At 71.1% G+C, this 16,417-nt stretch carries 16 protein-coding genes; 11 read left to right on the plus strand and 5 right to left on the minus strand.

Annotation, left to right across the window (positions count from 1 at the left end; genetic code table 11):
• Window positions 1-258: 258 nt before the first annotated feature.
• Window positions 259-1,305 carry a tRNA preQ1(34) S-adenosylmethionine ribosyltransferase-isomerase QueA gene (queA, locus tag GHC57_RS06645; protein ID WP_153342445.1) on the plus strand — a complete coding sequence of 349 codons (1,047 nt, stop codon included), beginning with the start codon at window positions 259-261 and terminating at the stop codon, window positions 1,303-1,305.
• A gap of 7 nt (window positions 1,306-1,312) precedes the next feature.
• On the opposite strand, the gene GHC57_RS06650 is transcribed toward queA, so the two are convergent.
• The gene (locus GHC57_RS06650) at window positions 1,313-1,966 is read right to left on the minus strand and encodes an alpha/beta hydrolase (protein WP_153342447.1); all 654 of its coding nucleotides are present in this window, start codon (window positions 1,964-1,966) and stop codon (window positions 1,313-1,315) included.
• A gap of 562 nt (window positions 1,967-2,528) precedes the next feature.
• On the opposite strand from GHC57_RS06650, the gene cysE reads away from it, so the two are divergent.
• The 6 genes from cysE to mnmA all read left to right on the plus strand — a co-directional run bounded on the left by cysE (window position 2,529) and on the right by mnmA (window position 7,571).
• Window positions 2,529-3,344: a serine O-acetyltransferase gene (cysE, locus tag GHC57_RS06655; RefSeq protein ID WP_153342449.1), complete on the plus strand. Its 816-nt coding sequence runs from the start codon at window positions 2,529-2,531 to the stop codon at window positions 3,342-3,344.
• Between the two features lie 106 nt (window positions 3,345-3,450).
• The gene (locus GHC57_RS06660; RefSeq protein WP_153342451.1) at window positions 3,451-3,912 is read left to right on the plus strand and encodes an Rrf2 family transcriptional regulator; all 462 of its coding nucleotides are present in this window, start codon (window positions 3,451-3,453) and stop codon (window positions 3,910-3,912) included.
• 95 nt (window positions 3,913-4,007) lie between these two features.
• Window positions 4,008-5,150 carry a cysteine desulfurase family protein gene (locus GHC57_RS06665; RefSeq protein ID WP_153342454.1) on the plus strand — a complete coding sequence of 381 codons (1,143 nt, stop codon included), beginning with the start codon at window positions 4,008-4,010 and terminating at the stop codon, window positions 5,148-5,150.
• A 207-nt stretch (window positions 5,151-5,357) separates the two neighbouring features.
• On the plus strand, window positions 5,358-5,687 hold the full coding sequence (locus GHC57_RS06670) for a ferredoxin family 2Fe-2S iron-sulfur cluster binding protein (protein ID WP_153342456.1): 330 nt from the start codon (window positions 5,358-5,360) through the stop codon (window positions 5,685-5,687).
• 29 nt (window positions 5,688-5,716) lie between these two features.
• Window positions 5,717-6,424: a thiaminase II gene (gene tenA / locus GHC57_RS06675; protein WP_153342458.1), complete on the plus strand. Its 708-nt coding sequence runs from the start codon at window positions 5,717-5,719 to the stop codon at window positions 6,422-6,424.
• A gap of 25 nt (window positions 6,425-6,449) precedes the next feature.
• Window positions 6,450-7,571 (plus strand): tRNA 2-thiouridine(34) synthase MnmA, encoded by a 1,122-nt coding sequence (gene mnmA, locus GHC57_RS06680; protein WP_425500654.1) that lies wholly within the window; start codon window positions 6,450-6,452, stop codon window positions 7,569-7,571.
• Window positions 7,572-7,577: 6 nt separating this feature from the next.
• Here mnmA and GHC57_RS06685 read toward each other — a convergent pair whose 3' ends face one another.
• Window positions 7,578-8,117 (minus strand): SixA phosphatase family protein, encoded by a 540-nt coding sequence (locus GHC57_RS06685; RefSeq protein WP_153342460.1) that lies wholly within the window; start codon window positions 8,115-8,117, stop codon window positions 7,578-7,580.
• A 190-nt stretch (window positions 8,118-8,307) separates the two neighbouring features.
• On the opposite strand from GHC57_RS06685, the gene GHC57_RS06690 reads away from it, so the two are divergent.
• From GHC57_RS06690 to GHC57_RS06700, 3 genes are all read left to right on the plus strand, one after another.
• Window positions 8,308-10,521, plus strand: coding sequence for an RNA degradosome polyphosphate kinase (locus GHC57_RS06690; protein ID WP_153342462.1), 2,214 nt, complete (start codon window positions 8,308-8,310; stop codon window positions 10,519-10,521).
• A gap of 40 nt (window positions 10,522-10,561) precedes the next feature.
• Window positions 10,562-12,142, plus strand: a complete 1,581-nt coding sequence (locus GHC57_RS06695; RefSeq protein ID WP_246152172.1) for a Ppx/GppA family phosphatase — start codon at window positions 10,562-10,564, stop codon at window positions 12,140-12,142.
• 151 nt (window positions 12,143-12,293) lie between these two features.
• On the plus strand, window positions 12,294-12,782 hold the full coding sequence (locus tag GHC57_RS06700) for a GNAT family N-acetyltransferase (protein WP_153342464.1): 489 nt from the start codon (window positions 12,294-12,296) through the stop codon (window positions 12,780-12,782).
• A 189-nt stretch (window positions 12,783-12,971) separates the two neighbouring features.
• On the opposite strand, the gene GHC57_RS06705 is transcribed toward GHC57_RS06700, so the two are convergent.
• The 3 genes from GHC57_RS06705 to GHC57_RS06715 all read right to left on the minus strand — a co-directional run bounded on the left by GHC57_RS06705 (window position 12,972) and on the right by GHC57_RS06715 (window position 15,985).
• The gene (locus tag GHC57_RS06705) at window positions 12,972-14,246 is read right to left on the minus strand and encodes a glycerate kinase type-2 family protein (RefSeq protein WP_153342466.1); all 1,275 of its coding nucleotides are present in this window, start codon (window positions 14,244-14,246) and stop codon (window positions 12,972-12,974) included.
• Window positions 14,243-14,851, minus strand: a complete 609-nt coding sequence (locus GHC57_RS06710) for a TetR/AcrR family transcriptional regulator (protein WP_153342469.1) — start codon at window positions 14,849-14,851, stop codon at window positions 14,243-14,245. The genes GHC57_RS06705 and GHC57_RS06710 overlap by 4 nt, the downstream gene beginning before the upstream one ends.
• Window positions 14,852-15,070: 219 nt before the next feature.
• Window positions 15,071-15,985 carry an AEC family transporter gene (locus tag GHC57_RS06715; protein WP_153342471.1) on the minus strand — a complete coding sequence of 305 codons (915 nt, stop codon included), beginning with the start codon at window positions 15,983-15,985 and terminating at the stop codon, window positions 15,071-15,073.
• 85 nt (window positions 15,986-16,070) lie between these two features.
• Between GHC57_RS06715 and GHC57_RS19890 the strand changes: the two genes are divergently transcribed.
• Window positions 16,071-16,417, plus strand: a 347-nt coding sequence (locus tag GHC57_RS19890; RefSeq protein WP_425500653.1) for an HPr kinase/phosphorylase, incomplete at its 3' end; no start/stop codon positions are given.

Consider the following 16,417-nt stretch of genomic DNA (forward strand, 5'->3'; position numbering starts at 1 on the left):
CTGAAGGATCTCGAGCGCGGGTCTCCGATCCGCTGCAAAGACCTGCAGAAGCGATCGCGTGAACCTGAGCCCGTTGCCTTGGGGGAGGGGGTGTCTCGGTGGCCGCCACGGTTCAGAAACCACCGGACCCCCGGATGTCCGTCATGACCTTTTTTTCCTTGATCGGCGATGAACCGGCCGTGTTTGGTTCATCGCCTCCGCCGCGTCCGATAGGGTCCGAGGTGTCGGACCCGGTTTCCCCCATCCCGCCGAGAGCCCATGCGCGTCGATCTGTTTGATTTCCACCTGCCGCCCGAACGCATCGCCGACCGTCCGGCCAGTCCCCGGGACGCCGCCCGCCTGCTGCATGTGGCGGCGGACGGGGCGCTGTCGGACCGGGCCGTGCTGGACCTGCCCGCTCTGCTGTCCCCCGGCGATGTGCTAGTGCTCAACGATACCCGGGTGATCCCGGCCCGGTTGTTCGCCCGGGTCGGCCAGGGCCGCGTGGAACTGATGCTGCACCGGCGGGTCGCCCCAGACGCCTGGTGGGCCTTCGCGCGGCCCGCGAAGAAGCTGAAACCCGGCACGGCCCTCGCCATCGCCGAGGACCTGAGCGCCACATGCGTCGAGACGGGCGAGGGCGGCGAGGTGCTGGTGCGCTTCGACCGCGCCGGGGCCGACCTGATGGCGGCGCTGCAGGCGCACGGTCATGTCCCGCTGCCGCCCTACATCAAGCGGGCGGACGACGCCCGCGACCGCGCCGACTACCAGACCATCCACGCCCGCACGGACGGCGCGGTGGCGGCGCCGACGGCGGGCCTTCACATGACGGAGCGGCTGTTCGCGGCCCTGGACGCGCGCGGGGTCCGGCGGGTGACGGTGACCCTGCATGTGGGCGCCGGCACCTTCCTGCCGGTGAAGGCGGACGACACCGACGACCACCGCATGCACGTGGAGGACGGCACGGTCTCCGCCGAGGCCGCCGCCACGATCAACGCGGCCCGTGCCGCCGGCGGCCGGGTGGTTGCCGTCGGCACCACGGCGCTCAGGGTGCTGGAGAGCGCGGCCGCGCCCGACGGCACCCTGGCCGCGTTCTCGGGCGGGACGGATCTGTTCATCACGCCGGGCGATCGGGTGCGCGCCGTGGACCGGCTGATGACCAACTTCCACCTGCCGAAGAGCACGCTGTTCATGCTGGTCTCGGCCTTCAGCGGGCTGGAGACCATGCGGGCGGCCTATGCCCACGCCATCGCGGCCGGCTACCGATTCTACAGCTATGGCGACGCCTGCCTTCTCGACCGCCGGGCAGAGTCCGACGGTGCGTGAGCGAGATTCACCCGGCGCGCACGCGATCCGGATTGGCCAGCAGGTAGCGGTCCACCGCGTCCGCCAGGGCCTCCATGTGCTCGGTGAAAAAGTGCGAGGCGCCCTCGATCACCGCGTGCTCGACCGTGATGGTCTTCTGGGCCGACAGCTTGGCCGCCAGCTTGACCACCGAGGCCTCCGGCACGATCTCGTCGCGGTCTCCGTGGACGATGAGACCGGAGGACGGGCAGGGGGCCAGGAAGGTGAAGTCCTGCCGGTTCGCCGGCGGCGCCACCGAGATGAAGCCGCTGATCTCCGGGCGGCGCATCAGCAACTGCATGCCGATCCAGGCGCCGAACGAGAATCCGGCGACCCAGCAGTGGGCGGCGTCGGGGTTGACGGCCTGCAGCCAGTCCAGGGCGGCGGCGGCGTCGGACAACTCGCCCTGGCCGTTGTCGAACACGCCTTGCGACCGTCCGACCCCCCGGAAGTTGAAGCGCATCACGGAGAATCCGCGCCGTGAGAACGCCTGGTGCAACGTGTACACCACCTTGTTGTTCATGCTGCCGCCCTGCTGGGGGTGCGGGTGCAGGATGAGCGCGATCGGCGCCTGGGCCGCCTTGCTGTGGTGGTAGCGGCCTTCCAGGCGGCCTTCGGGGCCGTTGAATATGACGTCGGGCATGGGGCGCGGCGGGTTCCGTCTCTAGATGGTGAACGTGGGCGGGTCGCCACAGGGGCGACCAGGGGTCGGGGCATGGGGCGCCGACCGGCCGTGCCCGCAACGACTCCCGGCGACCGGGCAGGGGCTGGGGTTTTCTTGACCGAATTCCTCGGATACCATAAACTCCTCCAACACTGCCAGTTTATGGATCGGCCGAGGTGCCGGACAGGTCTGGCGGACAACACCGTCCATCTCGGTCCTGACGCACGGCGCGGGTCCGCGTACACAGGGATACAGAACAGACAGTCGGACGACCGATCGGACCAGACGGCCGTTCCGTTCGGCGCCTCTCCCCCCAACATCCGTGTCGGGTTCGGGGCACCCTCCCGAGCCGGATATGACCCGGGTGTGGGCGGCCCCGCCGCCGTCGCCCTTCCGGCGGGCGGGCCCCCCTCGGTGGTGCGGCAGAGGGATGGGCCGAAAGCACGACGGGACCAGTCGGTCGACCGCGAGGCCGCGGACATCGAGGCCGCGGACACCGCGCCGCACTCTAGCACATGTGACCGTAAGGAATTCAAGCGCCATGGCATTCGCCAGACTGAGGGAAGACATCAACACCATCCTGGAGAAGGACCCGGCGGCCCGGTCCCGCCTGGAGGTGCTGCTGTGTTACCCGGGTCTGCATGCCGTGATGTTTCATCGGCTGTCGCACCCGTTGTGGCGGCGCGGGCTGCGGTTCCTGCCGCGCCTGATCTCGCATATCGCCAAGATGCTGACGGGGGTCGAGATCCATCCCGGCGCCACGTTGGGCCGCCGCCTGTTCATCGACCACGCCACCGGCGTGGTGATCGGCGAGACGGCCGAGGTGGGCGACGACGTCACGCTCTATCACGGGGTGACCCTGGGCGGCACCTCGCTGCACAACGGCAAGCGTCACCCCACCCTGCGGGACGGCGTGATCGTGGGCTCCGGCGGACAGGTGCTGGGGCCCGTCATCATCGGCGCCGAGGCCCGCGTGGGCGCCAACGCCGTGGTGCTGTCCGACGTCCCGTCCGGCGCCACCGTGGTGGGCATCCCGGCCCGGGTGGTTCGCCGCGACAAGGTGGACGCCACCCATCACTGCGAGTTCCAGGCCTACGGCACGCCGACGGACGGCATCACCGACCCCATGGCCCGGACCCTGACCACCCTGACCGATCAGGTCGGGCGACTGGCGGCGCAGGTGGAGGATCTGGAACGGCGGCTGGCCGACCGGGACGCCCCGACGGTGCGCCCGGCCGGAGTCGTGACTCTGCCCGGGCAGGGCGCGGACGGGGGCGCCAACGGGGGCGCCAAAGGGGGCGGGGGCGATCGCCACGCCGGAGAGCCGCCGCCGGAGCGTCGCGCCGCCGGCCGCTGATGGGGGCGACCTTGAAGAGACCGAAACGAGCGACCGGATCAATGGAACGCATGCAGTGGATGACGGCCGGGAACGCCCCGGCCACGCGGAAGAAGGAGGGAGAGGGTTGAGGCTCAGCACCAAAGGCCGATACGCGGTGATGGCGATGGCCGACCTGGCGGTTCATGCACAGGACAAGCCGGTGGCGCTGGCGGACATCGCCGAACGGCAGGAGATTTCGTTGTCCTACCTGGAGCAGCTCTTCGGACGGCTGCGCAAGGGCGGGCTGGTGCGCAGTGTGCGTGGTCCCGGCGGCGGCTACATGCTGTCGCGCTCGGGCGCGGACATCCGCATCTCGGACATCATCCTGTCTGTGGACGAGCCGATCCAGACCACCCGGTGTTCGCCGGGCTCGCCGGCCGGCTGCCACAACAACAAGGGGCGCTGCCTGACCCACGACCTGTGGGAAGAACTGGCCAACCAGATCTATCTGTACCTCAGCTCCGTGTCGCTGGAGGACGTGACCCAGCGGCGCGTTCTGGGCACCAGCGGCCTGATCCAGGGGTTCGAGGCGACGGCGGCGCAGTAGGCGGGCGTCACGCCCGTCCCGCCGCCCGTGTCGATCCTCCTTGCCACGGCGGGTCTTCGGACCCGTCGCGGTGCTGATTCGCGGTCGTCCGCTTCATGTGCTCCGCCGCACCAGTCGGCCCTCCCGCCGAAACCACCGCCCTCTATCTCGACCACAACGCGACCGCGCCCCTGCGGCCGGCGGCCGCCGAAGCCATGCGCGCCGCCCTCACGGTCGCGGGGAATCCCTCGTCCGTCCACCGGCACGGGCGCCGTGCGCGGGCGCTGATCGAGGAGGCCCGCGAGTCGGTCGCCGCCCTGGCCGGTGTGCCTCCCGCGTGGGTGGTGTTCACGGGCAGCGGCTCGGAAGCCAATGCCCTGGCGCTGAGCGGACCGGGGCCGGGGCCGCGCCTGTGTTCGGCCGTGGAGCACGACTCGGTGCTGCGCTGGGTGCCGGAGTCCGGGCGGCTGGCCGTGGACGGGCATGGGGTCCTCGGCCTGGAGGGGCTGCGGGTCGCGCTCGACGACGCCGAGGGACCGGGGGTGCTCTCCCTCATGCGGGCGAACAACGAAACCGGCGTGCTGCAGCCGGTGGCCGAGGCCGCGCGGCTGGCGCGGGATGCGGGCTGGCTGCTGCACTGCGACGCCGTTCAGGCCCCGGGGCGGCTGTGGCCCTTCGATGTGGGATCGCTGGGGGCGGACCTGGTGACGCTCTCGGCGCACAAACTGGGCGGACCGGCGGGCGTGGGCGCGCTGATCGTGGGTGATGGCGTGACCCTGGCCCCGCTGGTGCGCGGCGGCGGCCAGGAGCGGGGGCGGCGCGCCGGGACCGAGAATCTGATCGGCATCGCCGGCTTCGGCGCGGCCGCCCGTGCGGTGCTGGAGGAGGGGGCTGACGAGGCCGCGCGTCTGGCGGGGCTGCGCGACCGGCTGGAGGCGGCGCTTGTTGGGGCCTGCCCGGGGGCCGTGGTCCATGGGGTGGGTGGCGAGCGCCTGCCCAACACCACCTGCATCGCACATCCGTCCCTGGCGGCCGACATGCTGCTGATGCGCCTGGATCTGGCCGGGGTGTCGGTGTCGGCCGGATCGGCCTGCTCCTCCGGCAAGGTGGCCCCGTCGCACGTGCTGCGCGCCATGGGCCTCGACGAGCCCGCCGCCCGCCGCGCCATCCGCATCAGCTTGGGCTGGACCACCACCGAAGCGGACATCGACCGCATGGCGGTGGTGTGGGGGGAGATGGGGGGTGGAGCAGGGGGATAGCAGAGGTGGGGTTGGCGCGTCGGCTCCCACGCCCTACCTGGAGCGCCGGCGCGGGCCTTGCCGCGCGGGCGTGTGGGCGCTATCCATGCCTCCGTCACAGACAGCGCGCGGCGGCATTGGCCGCGTCCGTGCGCCGCTGCCGCCGCAGCCGCCTTCATGGGGGCGGTCACCGCGCCAAATCACTGCCCTGCCGGAGGACCCTGATCCATGCCCAAGCTTGTCTTCATCGACCGCGACGACACCCGCCACGAGGTCGAGGTGCCCGTGGGCCTTTCGGTGATGGAGGCCGCCCACCGTCACGACATCGACCTGGAAGGCGCGTGCGAGGGCTCGCTGGCCTGCTCGACCTGTCACGTGATCGTGGATCCGGCCTGGTTCGACAAGCTGTCGGAGCCCACCGAGGACGAGGAAGACATGCTGGACCTGGCCTTCGGTCTGGAGCGCACCTCCCGCCTGGGCTGCCAGATCATCATGAGCGAGGACCTGGACGGCCTGGAGGTCCGCCTGCCGGCCGAGACGCGCAACGCCATGGTCTAGGGGTTCATACCACCAGGAGCCGCCGTCCGATGACCCTTGAGGACTCCACCGCCCCCGAGGCCGTGCCCGGGATCGCCACCGCCGACAGTCTGTTCGCCCGCCTGCGCCATGCCTGCGCGCCGGCGTGGACGGCCTATGTGGACCATCCGTTCGTCCGCCAGATGGCGGACGGCAGCCTGCGTCAGGACTGTTTCCGGCACTATATGGGTCAGGATTACCTGTTCCTGATCCAATTCGCGCGGGCCTATGCCCTGGGCGTCTACAAGAGCGAGTCGCTGGAGGACATGCGCCGCATGGGCGAGGGCATGGCCGCGATCCTCGACGAGATGGGCCTGCACGTGAAGTACTGCCAGGCGTGGGGCATCTCGCCGGAGGACCTGGAGGCCCTGCCCGAGGCCAAGGCCACCATGGCCTACACCCGCTATGTGCTGGAACGGGGCATGGCCGGCGACCTGCTGGACCTGAACGTGGCGCTGGCGCCGTGCGTGGTAGGCTACGCGGAGATCGGCGAACGGCTGATCGAGTCGGTCCACGACGACCATCCCTATGCCGCCTGGATCCGGGAGTACGGCGGCTCGGCCTATCGCCAGGTCGCCCGCGACGCCGTGGACACCATGGACCGGCTGATGGAGTCGCGCGGGGGGGCGGGCCGCATGCCGGGCCTGATCGAGACCTTCCGCAAGGCCACCATCCTGGAGGCCGACTTCTGGCAGATGGGGCTGACGCTTGCTGACTAGTCCGGCCGTCGTGCGCGCGGGCGCTCTGGACGATCTCGGCCCCGATCTGGAGCCGGGCCGGGGCCGGCGCGCCGTGGTGGCCATGTCGGGCGGCGTGGACAGCTCCGTGACCGCCGGCGTGCTGGCCGAGGCCGGCTGGGAGGTGGTCGGGCTCACCATGCAGCTCTACGACCACGGCCAGGGGGTGCCGGGCGGGCGCACGTGCTGCGCGGGGCAGGACATCCACGACGCCCGCCGGGTGGCCGATCGGTTGGGCGTGGCCCACTATGTGGTGGACTACGAGGGCAGCTTCCGCCGCGACGTCATGGACCCGTTCGCCGACGGCTATGTGCGCGGCGAGACTCCTGTGCCCTGCGTGCTGTGCAATCAGACCGTCAAGTTCCGCGACCTGATGGAGGCGGCGCGCGGCCTGGGCGCCGAGGTGCTGGCCACCGGGCACTACGTGCGCCGACGCCCGGGAGAGGGGCAGGGCGAGGGGCCGGCGCTGTGGCGCGGCGCCGACCCGGACAAGGACCAGAGCTACTTTCTGTTCGCCACCACCCGCGCCCAGCTTGACCGCCTGCGATTCCCCTTGGGCGGGCTGGACAAGGGCCGCACGCGAGGGCTCGCGGCGCGCTACGGGCTGGCGGTGGCCGACAAGGCGGAAAGCCAGGACATCTGCTTCGTGCCCGGCGGCGACTACGCCCGCGTGGTGGAACGCCTGCGCCCGGGCGCGCTCGACCCGGGGGAGATCGTGGATCTGTCCGGCCGCGTGCTGGGCCATCACGACGGCATCATCCGCTACACCGTGGGCCAGCGGCGCGGCCTGGGCATCGGCGGCACGGCGGAGCCGCTGTACGTCATCCGGCTGGAGCCGGAGACGCGCCGCGTCGTGGTCGGCCCCCGGGCCGCACTGGGGAAGGTATCGTTCACGATCCACGGGGTGAACTGGCTGGGCGAGGGCGATGCGCTGCCCCGCGACGGGGTCCATGCCCACGTCAAGATCCGCAACACCTTCGAACCCGTGCGCGCGACGGTCATGCCGCTGGAGGGCCGGCGCGCCCGGGTGCGCCTGGACGCTCCGGCGCACGGCGTCTCGCCGGGGCAGGCCTGCGTGCTGTACGACGGCGACCGGGTGCTGGGCGGCGGCTGGATCGAGCGGGATTAGGCCCGCCTAGGCGTCCCCCGTCTCCGGCAGGTCGGCGGGGCGGGTGAAGGCCACGACCCGCGCCCCCTTTGGCGATGTCGCGCCGCCCAGATCCGCCCACTGCGCCACGGGCAGGTCGAGCGCGGCCAGGGCGGCGGTCGGGAACTTGGACCGCAGGGCGCGCGCCGGCCGACCCCGGTCGCCACGGGCGAGTTCGACCGCCAGCCGCTCGAATGCCGGATTGTGGCCGACCACCATGACGGCCTGAACGGTCTCGTCAACGTGGGCCAGCCGCAGGCGCACCGGCAGCGGATCGAAGGCGTACAGCGTCTCGTCCGTCACCACGGGCGCGTTGCCCAGCCCCGCCCGCACCAGGGCCAGCGTCTGGCAGGCGCGCACCGCCGTGGAGCACAGCACCAGCCCGGGCGCCGGGTCCAGGGCGGCCACCACCGCGGCCATGGCGCGCCCGGCGCGGTCGCCGCGCGGGGCCAGCGGGCGGTCGTGATCCTCCAGATTGGGATGCTCCCAACTGGATTTGGCGTGCCGTAACAGGTATAGCCGTTTCATGCCGGGGTCCGGGCCGCGAGGATGTGGGGTGTGCGCCCAGTAGTAGGGACTCGGCCCCCGGCGGTCGAGACCGAATCGTCATTTGACGGGCGCGGCCGGTGCCGCCTGAATGCTCGCCTGGACCGGGCCGGTCCCACCGGGATCCGCCCGTCGCCGCCTCACCCCGCCACCGCCATCGACGGAGACGACCATGACCCGCCCCGAGGACGCCACGGCCCCCGCCCGGATCGACCCGCCGGCCAGCGTCGAGGAAATCACGGCGGCGGCGGCGGCGCGGGCGATCACGATGGAGTCGCCCGAGCGGTTCATCAACCGCGAGCTGTCGTGGCTCGGCTTCAACTTCCGGGTCCTGGAGGAGGCGCGCAACCACCGCCATCCCCTGATGGAACGGGTGCGGTTCCTGTCCATCTCCGGCTCGAACCTGGATGAGTTCTACATGGTCCGCGTCGCCGGCCTGAAGGGGCAGGTCACCGCCGGCATCAACAAGATCAGCCAGGACGGCCGCACGCCCGCCCAGCAGCTCACGGAGATCAACCGCATGGCCCGCCAGCTTCTGGAGGAGCAGCGGGACATCTGGGCCGAACTGCACGGCGATCTGCGCGCGGCCGGGGTGCGCCTGCTCAATGTGGGCGAACTGACGGCCGAGGACCGGGACTGGCTGGAGGATCACTTCAACGCCCAGATCTTCCCCATTCTCACGCCGCTGGCCATCGACCCGGCGCACCCGTTTCCGTTCATCCCGAACCTGGGTCATGCGCTGGTGCTGCAGTTGAAGGCCGAGGGCGGCGGCGAGGGCCTGCGCGCCCTGGTGCCGCTGCCGGCCCAGGTGGACCGCCTGACCCGGCTGCCGGGCGAGGGGCACCGCTATCTGTTCATCGAGGATCTGGTGGGCCTGTTCATGGACCGCCTGTTCCCCGGCTTCAAGATCGAGCAGGCGGGCCATTTCCGCGTCATCCGTGACAGCGAAATGGAAATCGACGAAGAGGCCGAGGACCTGGTCCGCAGCTTCGAATCGGCCCTCAAGCGGCGGCGGCGCGGCCACTGCATCCGGCTGACGCTCAACGCCGACATGCCGGAATCCCTCGTGGGGCAGATCTGCGAGGCCATGAACGTGGCCCAGGAGGACCTGTTCCGCCTGGACGGCCCCATCGGCATGGCCGACCTGAAGCAACTGATTTCCGACGACCGGCCGGACCTTCAGTTCGTGCCCTACACGGCCCGCTTCCCGGAGCGCATCCGCGACTTCGGCGGCGATTGTCTGGCGGCCATCAAGCAGAAGGACATCATCGTCCATCACCCCTACGAGTCGTTCGATGTGGTGGTGCAGTTCCTGCGGCAGGCGGCGGCCGACCCCAACGTGGTCTCGATCAAGCAGACGCTGTACCGCACCTCCAACAACTCGCCCATCGTCGCGGCCCTGATCGAGGCGGCGGAAAGCGGCAAGTCCGTCACCGCCATGGTGGAGTTGAAGGCGCGCTTCGACGAAGAGGCCAACATCCGTTGGGCGCGCGACCTGGAACGCGCCGGCGTCAACGTGGTCTATGGCTTCATGGACCTGAAGACGCACGCCAAGATCTCGCTGGTGGTGCGGCGCGAGGGGGGCGCACTCCGCTCCTACGTCCATTTCGGCACGGGCAACTATCACCCGATCACGGCCAAGATCTACACCGACCTGTCGTTCTTCACGGCCGATGCGGCGCTGTGCCGGGACGCGGCGACCGCCTTCAACTACATGACCGGCTATGCCCGGCCCAAGGCGCTGGAAAAGCTGCATCTGGCGCCGCTGACGCTGAAACAGCGTCTGATCGACCTGATCGAGGCCGAGGCAGACCACGCCCGCGCCGGCCGGCCGGCCACCATCTGGGCCAAGATGAACAGCCTGGTGGATGGGGCCGTGATCGACGCGCTGTATCGGGCCTCGCAGGCCGGGGCCCAGGTGGATCTCGTGATCCGGGGCATCTGCTGCCTGCGGCCCGGCGTGCCCGGGTTGTCGGAGAACATCCGCGTCAAGAGCATCGTCGGGCGTTTCCTGGAGCACTCGCGCATCGCCTGTTTCGGCAACGGGCACGACCTGCCGTCCGGACATGCGCTGGTCTACATCTCGTCGGCGGACTGGATGCCGCGCAATCTGGACATGCGCTGCGAGACCTTCGTGCCGATCGAGAACGAGACCGTGCGCACCCAGATCATGGAACAGATCATGGTCGCCAACCTGAACGACGAGCAGCAGAGCTGGTATCTGATGCCGGACGGGACGTTCCAGCGCGTGGATTCGGCCGAGGATGCGTTCAACGCCCACACCTACTTCATGAACAATCCCAGCCTGTCCGGGCGCGGCAAGGCGCTCGACAAGGCCAGCAAGGGCATTCCGCAACTCATTCTGAAGAGCCGCGCGCAGACGTGAACACCAGGAGGACCGGCATCCGCATGGCGAAGAGGGGGACATGATGGAGACTGCGGCCGACGGCACCACCCCGGCGGGGGGCGACGCCAACCACGGATCAACGCCGTTGGGGGCCGCCTCGACCCCGCCTGTGGGCGAGACCGGGGATCCGGCGCCGGTGGGGATCGTGGACATCGGCTCGAACTCGGTGCGTCTGGTGGTGTACCGCGGCGGGGCGCGCATCCCGGTCCCGCTCTTCAACGAAAAGGCCGTCTGCGCCCTGGGGCAGGGCATGGGGGCGACCGGCCGCCTCAACGCCGAGGGCCGGGCGCTCGCCATGGCGGCGGTCGGGCGGTTCGTGGCCCTCAGCAAGGCCATGGGGGTCAAGGGCCTGCATGTGCTCGCCACGGCCGCCGTGCGTGATGCCGCCGACGGACCCGCCTTCGTGGGCGACCTGGAGCAGGCCAACGACATCACCGTGACGGTGCTCGACGGCGCCGACGAGGCCCGGCGCGCCGCCCTGGGCGTGCAATGCGCCGTGCCGAACGCCGAAGGGGTGGTTGCCGATCTGGGCGGGGGCTCGCTGGACCTGTGCCGCCTCCAGGACCGGGCGTTCGCCGACGTGGCCAGCTTTCCGCTGGGGCTGTTGCGGCTGGACGAGGCGTCGGGCGGCGGCGTGCGGGCCGAGGCGGAACGGATCCTCGATGCGGCCCTGGCCGAGGCCCCCTGGCTGCAGGCGGCGGACGGCCAGACCCTCTATGCGGTCGGCGGGGCGTGGCGCGCGCTGGCGCGGGTGTGCATGCACCGGATGAATTATCCCCTGCGCGTGCTGGACAACTTCACCCTGAGCGTGGCGGACGCCGCGACTCTGCTGGACGAGATCGCCGGCGCGCCGCCCAAGCAGTATGCCCAGGTGCCGGGCCTCAGCAAAAAGCGCATGGCGGCGCTGCCCCTGGCCGCGATCACGCTCGACCGGCTGGTGCGGGCGACGCGACCCCGGCGGGTCGTGTTCTCGGTCTACGGGGTGCGCGAGGGCCAGTTCATGGACGGCCTGCCCGATGCCCTGAAGCGCGAGGATCCGCTGCTCGCCTCCATGACCGTGATGGCGCGGCAGGCCGGCCGGTTCCGCGCCCACGGCGACGAGGTGGCGGCCTGGATGGCGCCCCTGTTCCCGGCCGAGCCGCCGGAGCTGATGCGGCTGCGCCTCGCCGTGTGCATCATCGGCGACATCTTCTGGAACGAGCATCCGGACTACCGCGCCGAACAGGCGTTCCACCGCGTGCTGCGGCTGCCGTTCATGGGGCTGGATCACCGCGACCGGGCCGGGCTCGCCCTGTCGGTCTATCACCGCTACGGGGGCGATCCCGCCGCCGCCATGGCGGTGGACGCGGAAACCCTGCTGGACGATCCGGTGCGGGTGCGCCGCACCCGGGTGATCGGCGCGGCGCTTCGTCTGGCCCATACCCTCAGCGGGGGCGCGCCCGGCGTGCTGCGCCGCACGCGTCTGGCGCGCGCGCCGGGAGGCTCCGTGACCCTGACCCTGCCCGCCGGGGACCCGCTGTTCGACGGCCGCTTCATCCAGCGCCGCATGGAGAAGCTGGGCCGGTCGCTCGACCTGACGCCCGTGGTCGAGATGGCGTGATCGCCTTGAGACTGTTCGCGGGTGTCCATTCCGCACTCGGCAAGGTCTTCTTGCCGAGTGCGGCCGGTGCGACCGCACCGGCGCCGTGAAGCGGCGGAGGCGTTGAACCGGGCAAGTCCGGTTCAACGCCGAAAAGACAAAAGGACTCTTCATGCCTGATCCCACCCAGCAGACCCTGACCGTCCGCTTCGCCAAGCCCGAGGACGAGGCCGGCTGGCGCCTGCTCTGGGGCGCCTACTGCAAGTTCTATCGGGTGGAGGTGCCCGAGGCCGTGACCGCAGAGACCTGGCGGCGCTGCCTGGATCCGCGTTTTCCGGCGCTGCGCCTGCTGGTGGCGGACAGCCAGGGACCGGAGGGCTGGGGTCTGGTCGGCTTCGCCACCCTGCTGGAGCACCCCGGCACCTGGTCCATCGAGTCCGTCGGCTATCTGGAGGACCTGTTCGTGGCCGAGGCCGCGCGCAAGCGTGGGGCCGGATCGGCGCTCATCAGCGCCTGCGCGGCCATCGCGCAAAAGGCGGGCTGGCGGCGGCTGTCCTGGCGCACCCAGGCGGACAACGCGGCCGCGCGCTCGCTCTACGACAGGATGGCGAAACAGACCGACTGGGTGGTCTACGACTGGCCGTTGAAGGAGTCTTCCTGACCGGGTTTTGTCCTGACCCGTAGGGTGGATTCGGGGCCGCGTCAGCGGACCCAATCCGCCGCTGGGCGCTGCAAAATGGCGGGTTGCGCCTTCGGCGCGAACCCGCCCTACGGAATGGCGCAAGAGCCGTGTCGGGCGGAGTCGCCCCGCGCAGCGGGATAATCCGCCGGGTCCAACGTCGGGCCGGTGTCAGCCGATCAGCACGGCCCGGAAGTCGTTGATGTTGGTGCCGGTCGGGCCCGGCACGAACAGGTCGCCCAGCTCGTCGAAGGCGGTCCAGGCGTCGTTGTCGGCGAGCACCGCCTGCCAGTCCAGCCCGGCCCGCCGCAGGCGGTCGATGGTGGTGGCATCGGCATAGGCGCCGGCGTTGTCCCGGTTGCCGTCGATGCCGTCCGTGTCCGCCGACAGCGCGGCGATGCCCTCGACACCCTGGATCTGCGCCGCCAGGGCGAGCAGGAATTCCGTGTTGGGGCCGCCGCTGCCCTGACCTTGCAGGGTCACGGTGGTCTCGCCCCCGGACAGCAGCACCATGGGCTTGCCGAACGGGGCCGGGTCCCCGGCCAGCCGCCGCGCCATGGCCCCCACCAGCGCGCCGACGGTGCGCGATTCGCCCTCCAGCGCATCGGACAGGATGAACGGGGCGACACCCTGCGCCCGCGCCCGCTCCGCCGCCGCCCGCAGCGAGGTGTCCGCCGAGGCCAGCAGCACGGCCTCATGGCCGGCGAAGCGGGGATCGTCGGCGGCCGGCGGCGCGGCCTGCGGCAGTCCGATGTACGACAAGAGACGGACCGGCAGCCGGATGCCGGCGGTCTGGATCAGGTCGCGGATGGCCGCCTCGCTGTCCGGCGCGGGATCGGGCAGCGTCGGCCCGGAGGCGACGTCGTGCAGCACGTCCCCCGGGATGTCGGAGACCACGAGGCTCACGACCCGCGCGGGGTGCGCGGCCAGCGCCAACCGGCCTCCCTTGACGCGGGAGAACCGGCGGCGCACCCGGTTCATGACCGAGATGGGCGCGCCGGAGGCGAGCAGGGCCTCGTTCAGCGCCTGTTCGTCTTCCAAGGCGAAGCCCTCGGGCGGGGCCGCCAGCAGGGCGGAGCCGCCGCCGCAGATCAGCGACACCACCAGATCGTCGGCGGTCAGGCCCTCCAGGGCAGCCAGGATCGCGTCGGTCGCCGCCATCCCCGCCGCGTCCGGCACGGGGTGCGAGGCCTCCAGCACGCGGAGGCGTTCGCAGGGCACGGCGTAGCCGGTGCGGGTCACGACCACCCCTTCCAGCGGTCCGTCCCACAGGGATTCGAACGCCTGGGCGAGCTGGGCCGCGCCCTTGCCCGCGCCGATGACGATGGTGCGGCCGCGCGGCCGCGCGGGCAGATGCGCCTTGAGGACCTGGGTGGGCAGGGCGGCCTCGACGGCGGTCCGGAACAGGTCGGCAAGGAAGGGGCGGGCGGACGGCGCGTCGGTCATGGTGTCTCTCGTGCGGCGGCCGGCGGGGCGTCCAGCAGGGCCAGAACGCCGGCGGCGATGTCGTTCAGCACGGCCGGATCCGGGCGGGCTTTGGCCACCACCCGGAAACCGTGGAGCATGGCGAGCAGGGCGCGGGCCAGCACCACCGGATCCGCACCGGGGGCCAGTTCACCCGCGTCCCGGGCCGCGCGCAGGCGGGTGGTCAGCGCCGCTTCCACGCGGGCCATGCTGTCGGCCAGCCGGGCGCGCAAGGCCGGGTCGTGCGGCCCCAGCTCCACCGACGTGTTGCCGATCAGGCAGCCCTTGCCCTCGTCGCCCAGGGCGCGCGCCACCTGCTGGTCCATCATCCGGCGCAGCACGTCGCGGATCGGCCCCGGCTCCGCCAGGGCGTCCAGAATACGGCGGGTGATGCGGGAATCGTAGCGGGTCAGCACGGCCTCGAACAGGTCGCGCTTGCCGCCGAAGGTCTCGTAGAAGCTGGAGCGGCTGATCTGCATGGCGTCCAGCAGCAGCGGCAGCGAGGTGCCGGCATAGCCGTGGCGCCAGAAGGTCTCCAACGCCCGGTCCAGGGCCACGTCGGGATCGAAACTGCGGGGTCGTGCCATCGCCGTTGCCTTTCCGACTCCGCCAACGGGCTTCGACGGTCACCGTCATCGGTCTTCGCGATTTCACCAGCCGACAAAAAGGTCCACCTTTTTGTCGGCCGGCCGGCCCGACTGGGCCGGCGCCGCGAAGCGGCGGAGGCGATGAGCCGGACGAGTCCGGATCATCGCCGATCTGTATTATGTACCATTCGGTCCATCTAGCCCCCCGGCCGGGGACCGTCAACCCGTCGCCCCGGCCACGCCCGGCGGCGGCGCTCCGCCCCAGGCCAGCCACAGCAGCACGGGCAGCAGCGCCATGGTGGCCAGGGTGGAGACCAGCACCATCCCCGCGACCTCCTCCGGCCGGTTGCCGAAGCGTTGCGCGAACAGGTAGTTGAAGACCGCGACGGGCATGGCCATCTCGATCAGCACGATGCCCCGCACCATCCCCTCAAGCCCCAGCAACCAGACCACCAGCAGGCCGCCGCTCCAGCCCAGGGCCAGCCGCAGGGCGGACAGCAGGGCGGCGCGCCCCAGGCCGCCGGGCCGCAGCCGGGCCAGGGCGACGCCGAGCGCCAGCAGCATCAACGGGATGGTCATGCCGCCCAGCAGCTCCACCGTGTTGGCCACGAAGCCGGGCAGCGGCGTGTCCGTGGCGCGCAGCGCGACCGCCACCAGCACGGCCCAGATGACCGGCGTGCGCAACAGGGTGCGCAGCGACAGCCGGCCGGAGGCGATGGCCACGCCGGCGGTGAAGTTCAGCACCGCGCTGACGACGAAGAATGCGATGGCGAGCGCGAGTCCGGGCTCGCCGAATGCGAACAGGCACAGCGGCAGCCCCATGTTGCCGCTGTTGCCGAACACCAGCGCGGGCAGGTACGGGGGCAGCGGCTGGCGCGTGGCGCGCAGGATGGCCACGCCCATGACGGCGCAGAATCCCAGGCCCATGGCGGCGGCCAGGGCCATGCCCCCCAGCGTGGCCGAGTCCAGCTCGACCCGGGTCAGCACGTCCAGCACCAGGCACGGCACGCCCAGGTTCGTGGACAGCGCGGCCACCATCTGGGTATCGAACGGCCAGCCGCGCCGGGCCCACAGGGTGCCGATGCCGGCGATCAGCACGACCGGCGCGACGACGGAGAAGATGGCGCTGAACATGGGACCTTTGGCGTTGTGGGGCCGGGGACGCTACACTGGATGTTCCTCCTGTTCCAGCGCCGTGCCCAATCAAGGAGAGTCTCTCGTGACCCAACAGCCGACCATCTACGGCACCTGCGTCGCTTTGCCCGAGGGGGCCGTGCTGCTGCGCGGCGGGGCCGGGTCGGGCAAATCCGACCTCGCCCTCCGGCTGATGGAGGACGGGGCGGCGCGTCTGGTGGCCGACGATCGCGTCATCAACTCAGTTTGTGGCGGGTTCGGGCTGAGGCCGGAGGACCGCGTTTGCGATGGTGACGAGCTTTCTGGCAACGGCGAGGAGTGCGCCTTTTGGTGTCTTTTTGTTTCCGATAAGCCGTTCGTAGAAGGCCTTGAGGTCGGGGTTGTATCGCACGGCGGAGAGCGCGGCCATGAAGAGCTTGGATCGCAAGGCGC

The sequence above is a fragment of the Roseospira navarrensis genome, from assembly GCF_009601025.1.
Taxonomy (GTDB): Bacteria; Pseudomonadota; Alphaproteobacteria; order Rhodospirillales; family Rhodospirillaceae; genus Rhodospira; species Rhodospira navarrensis.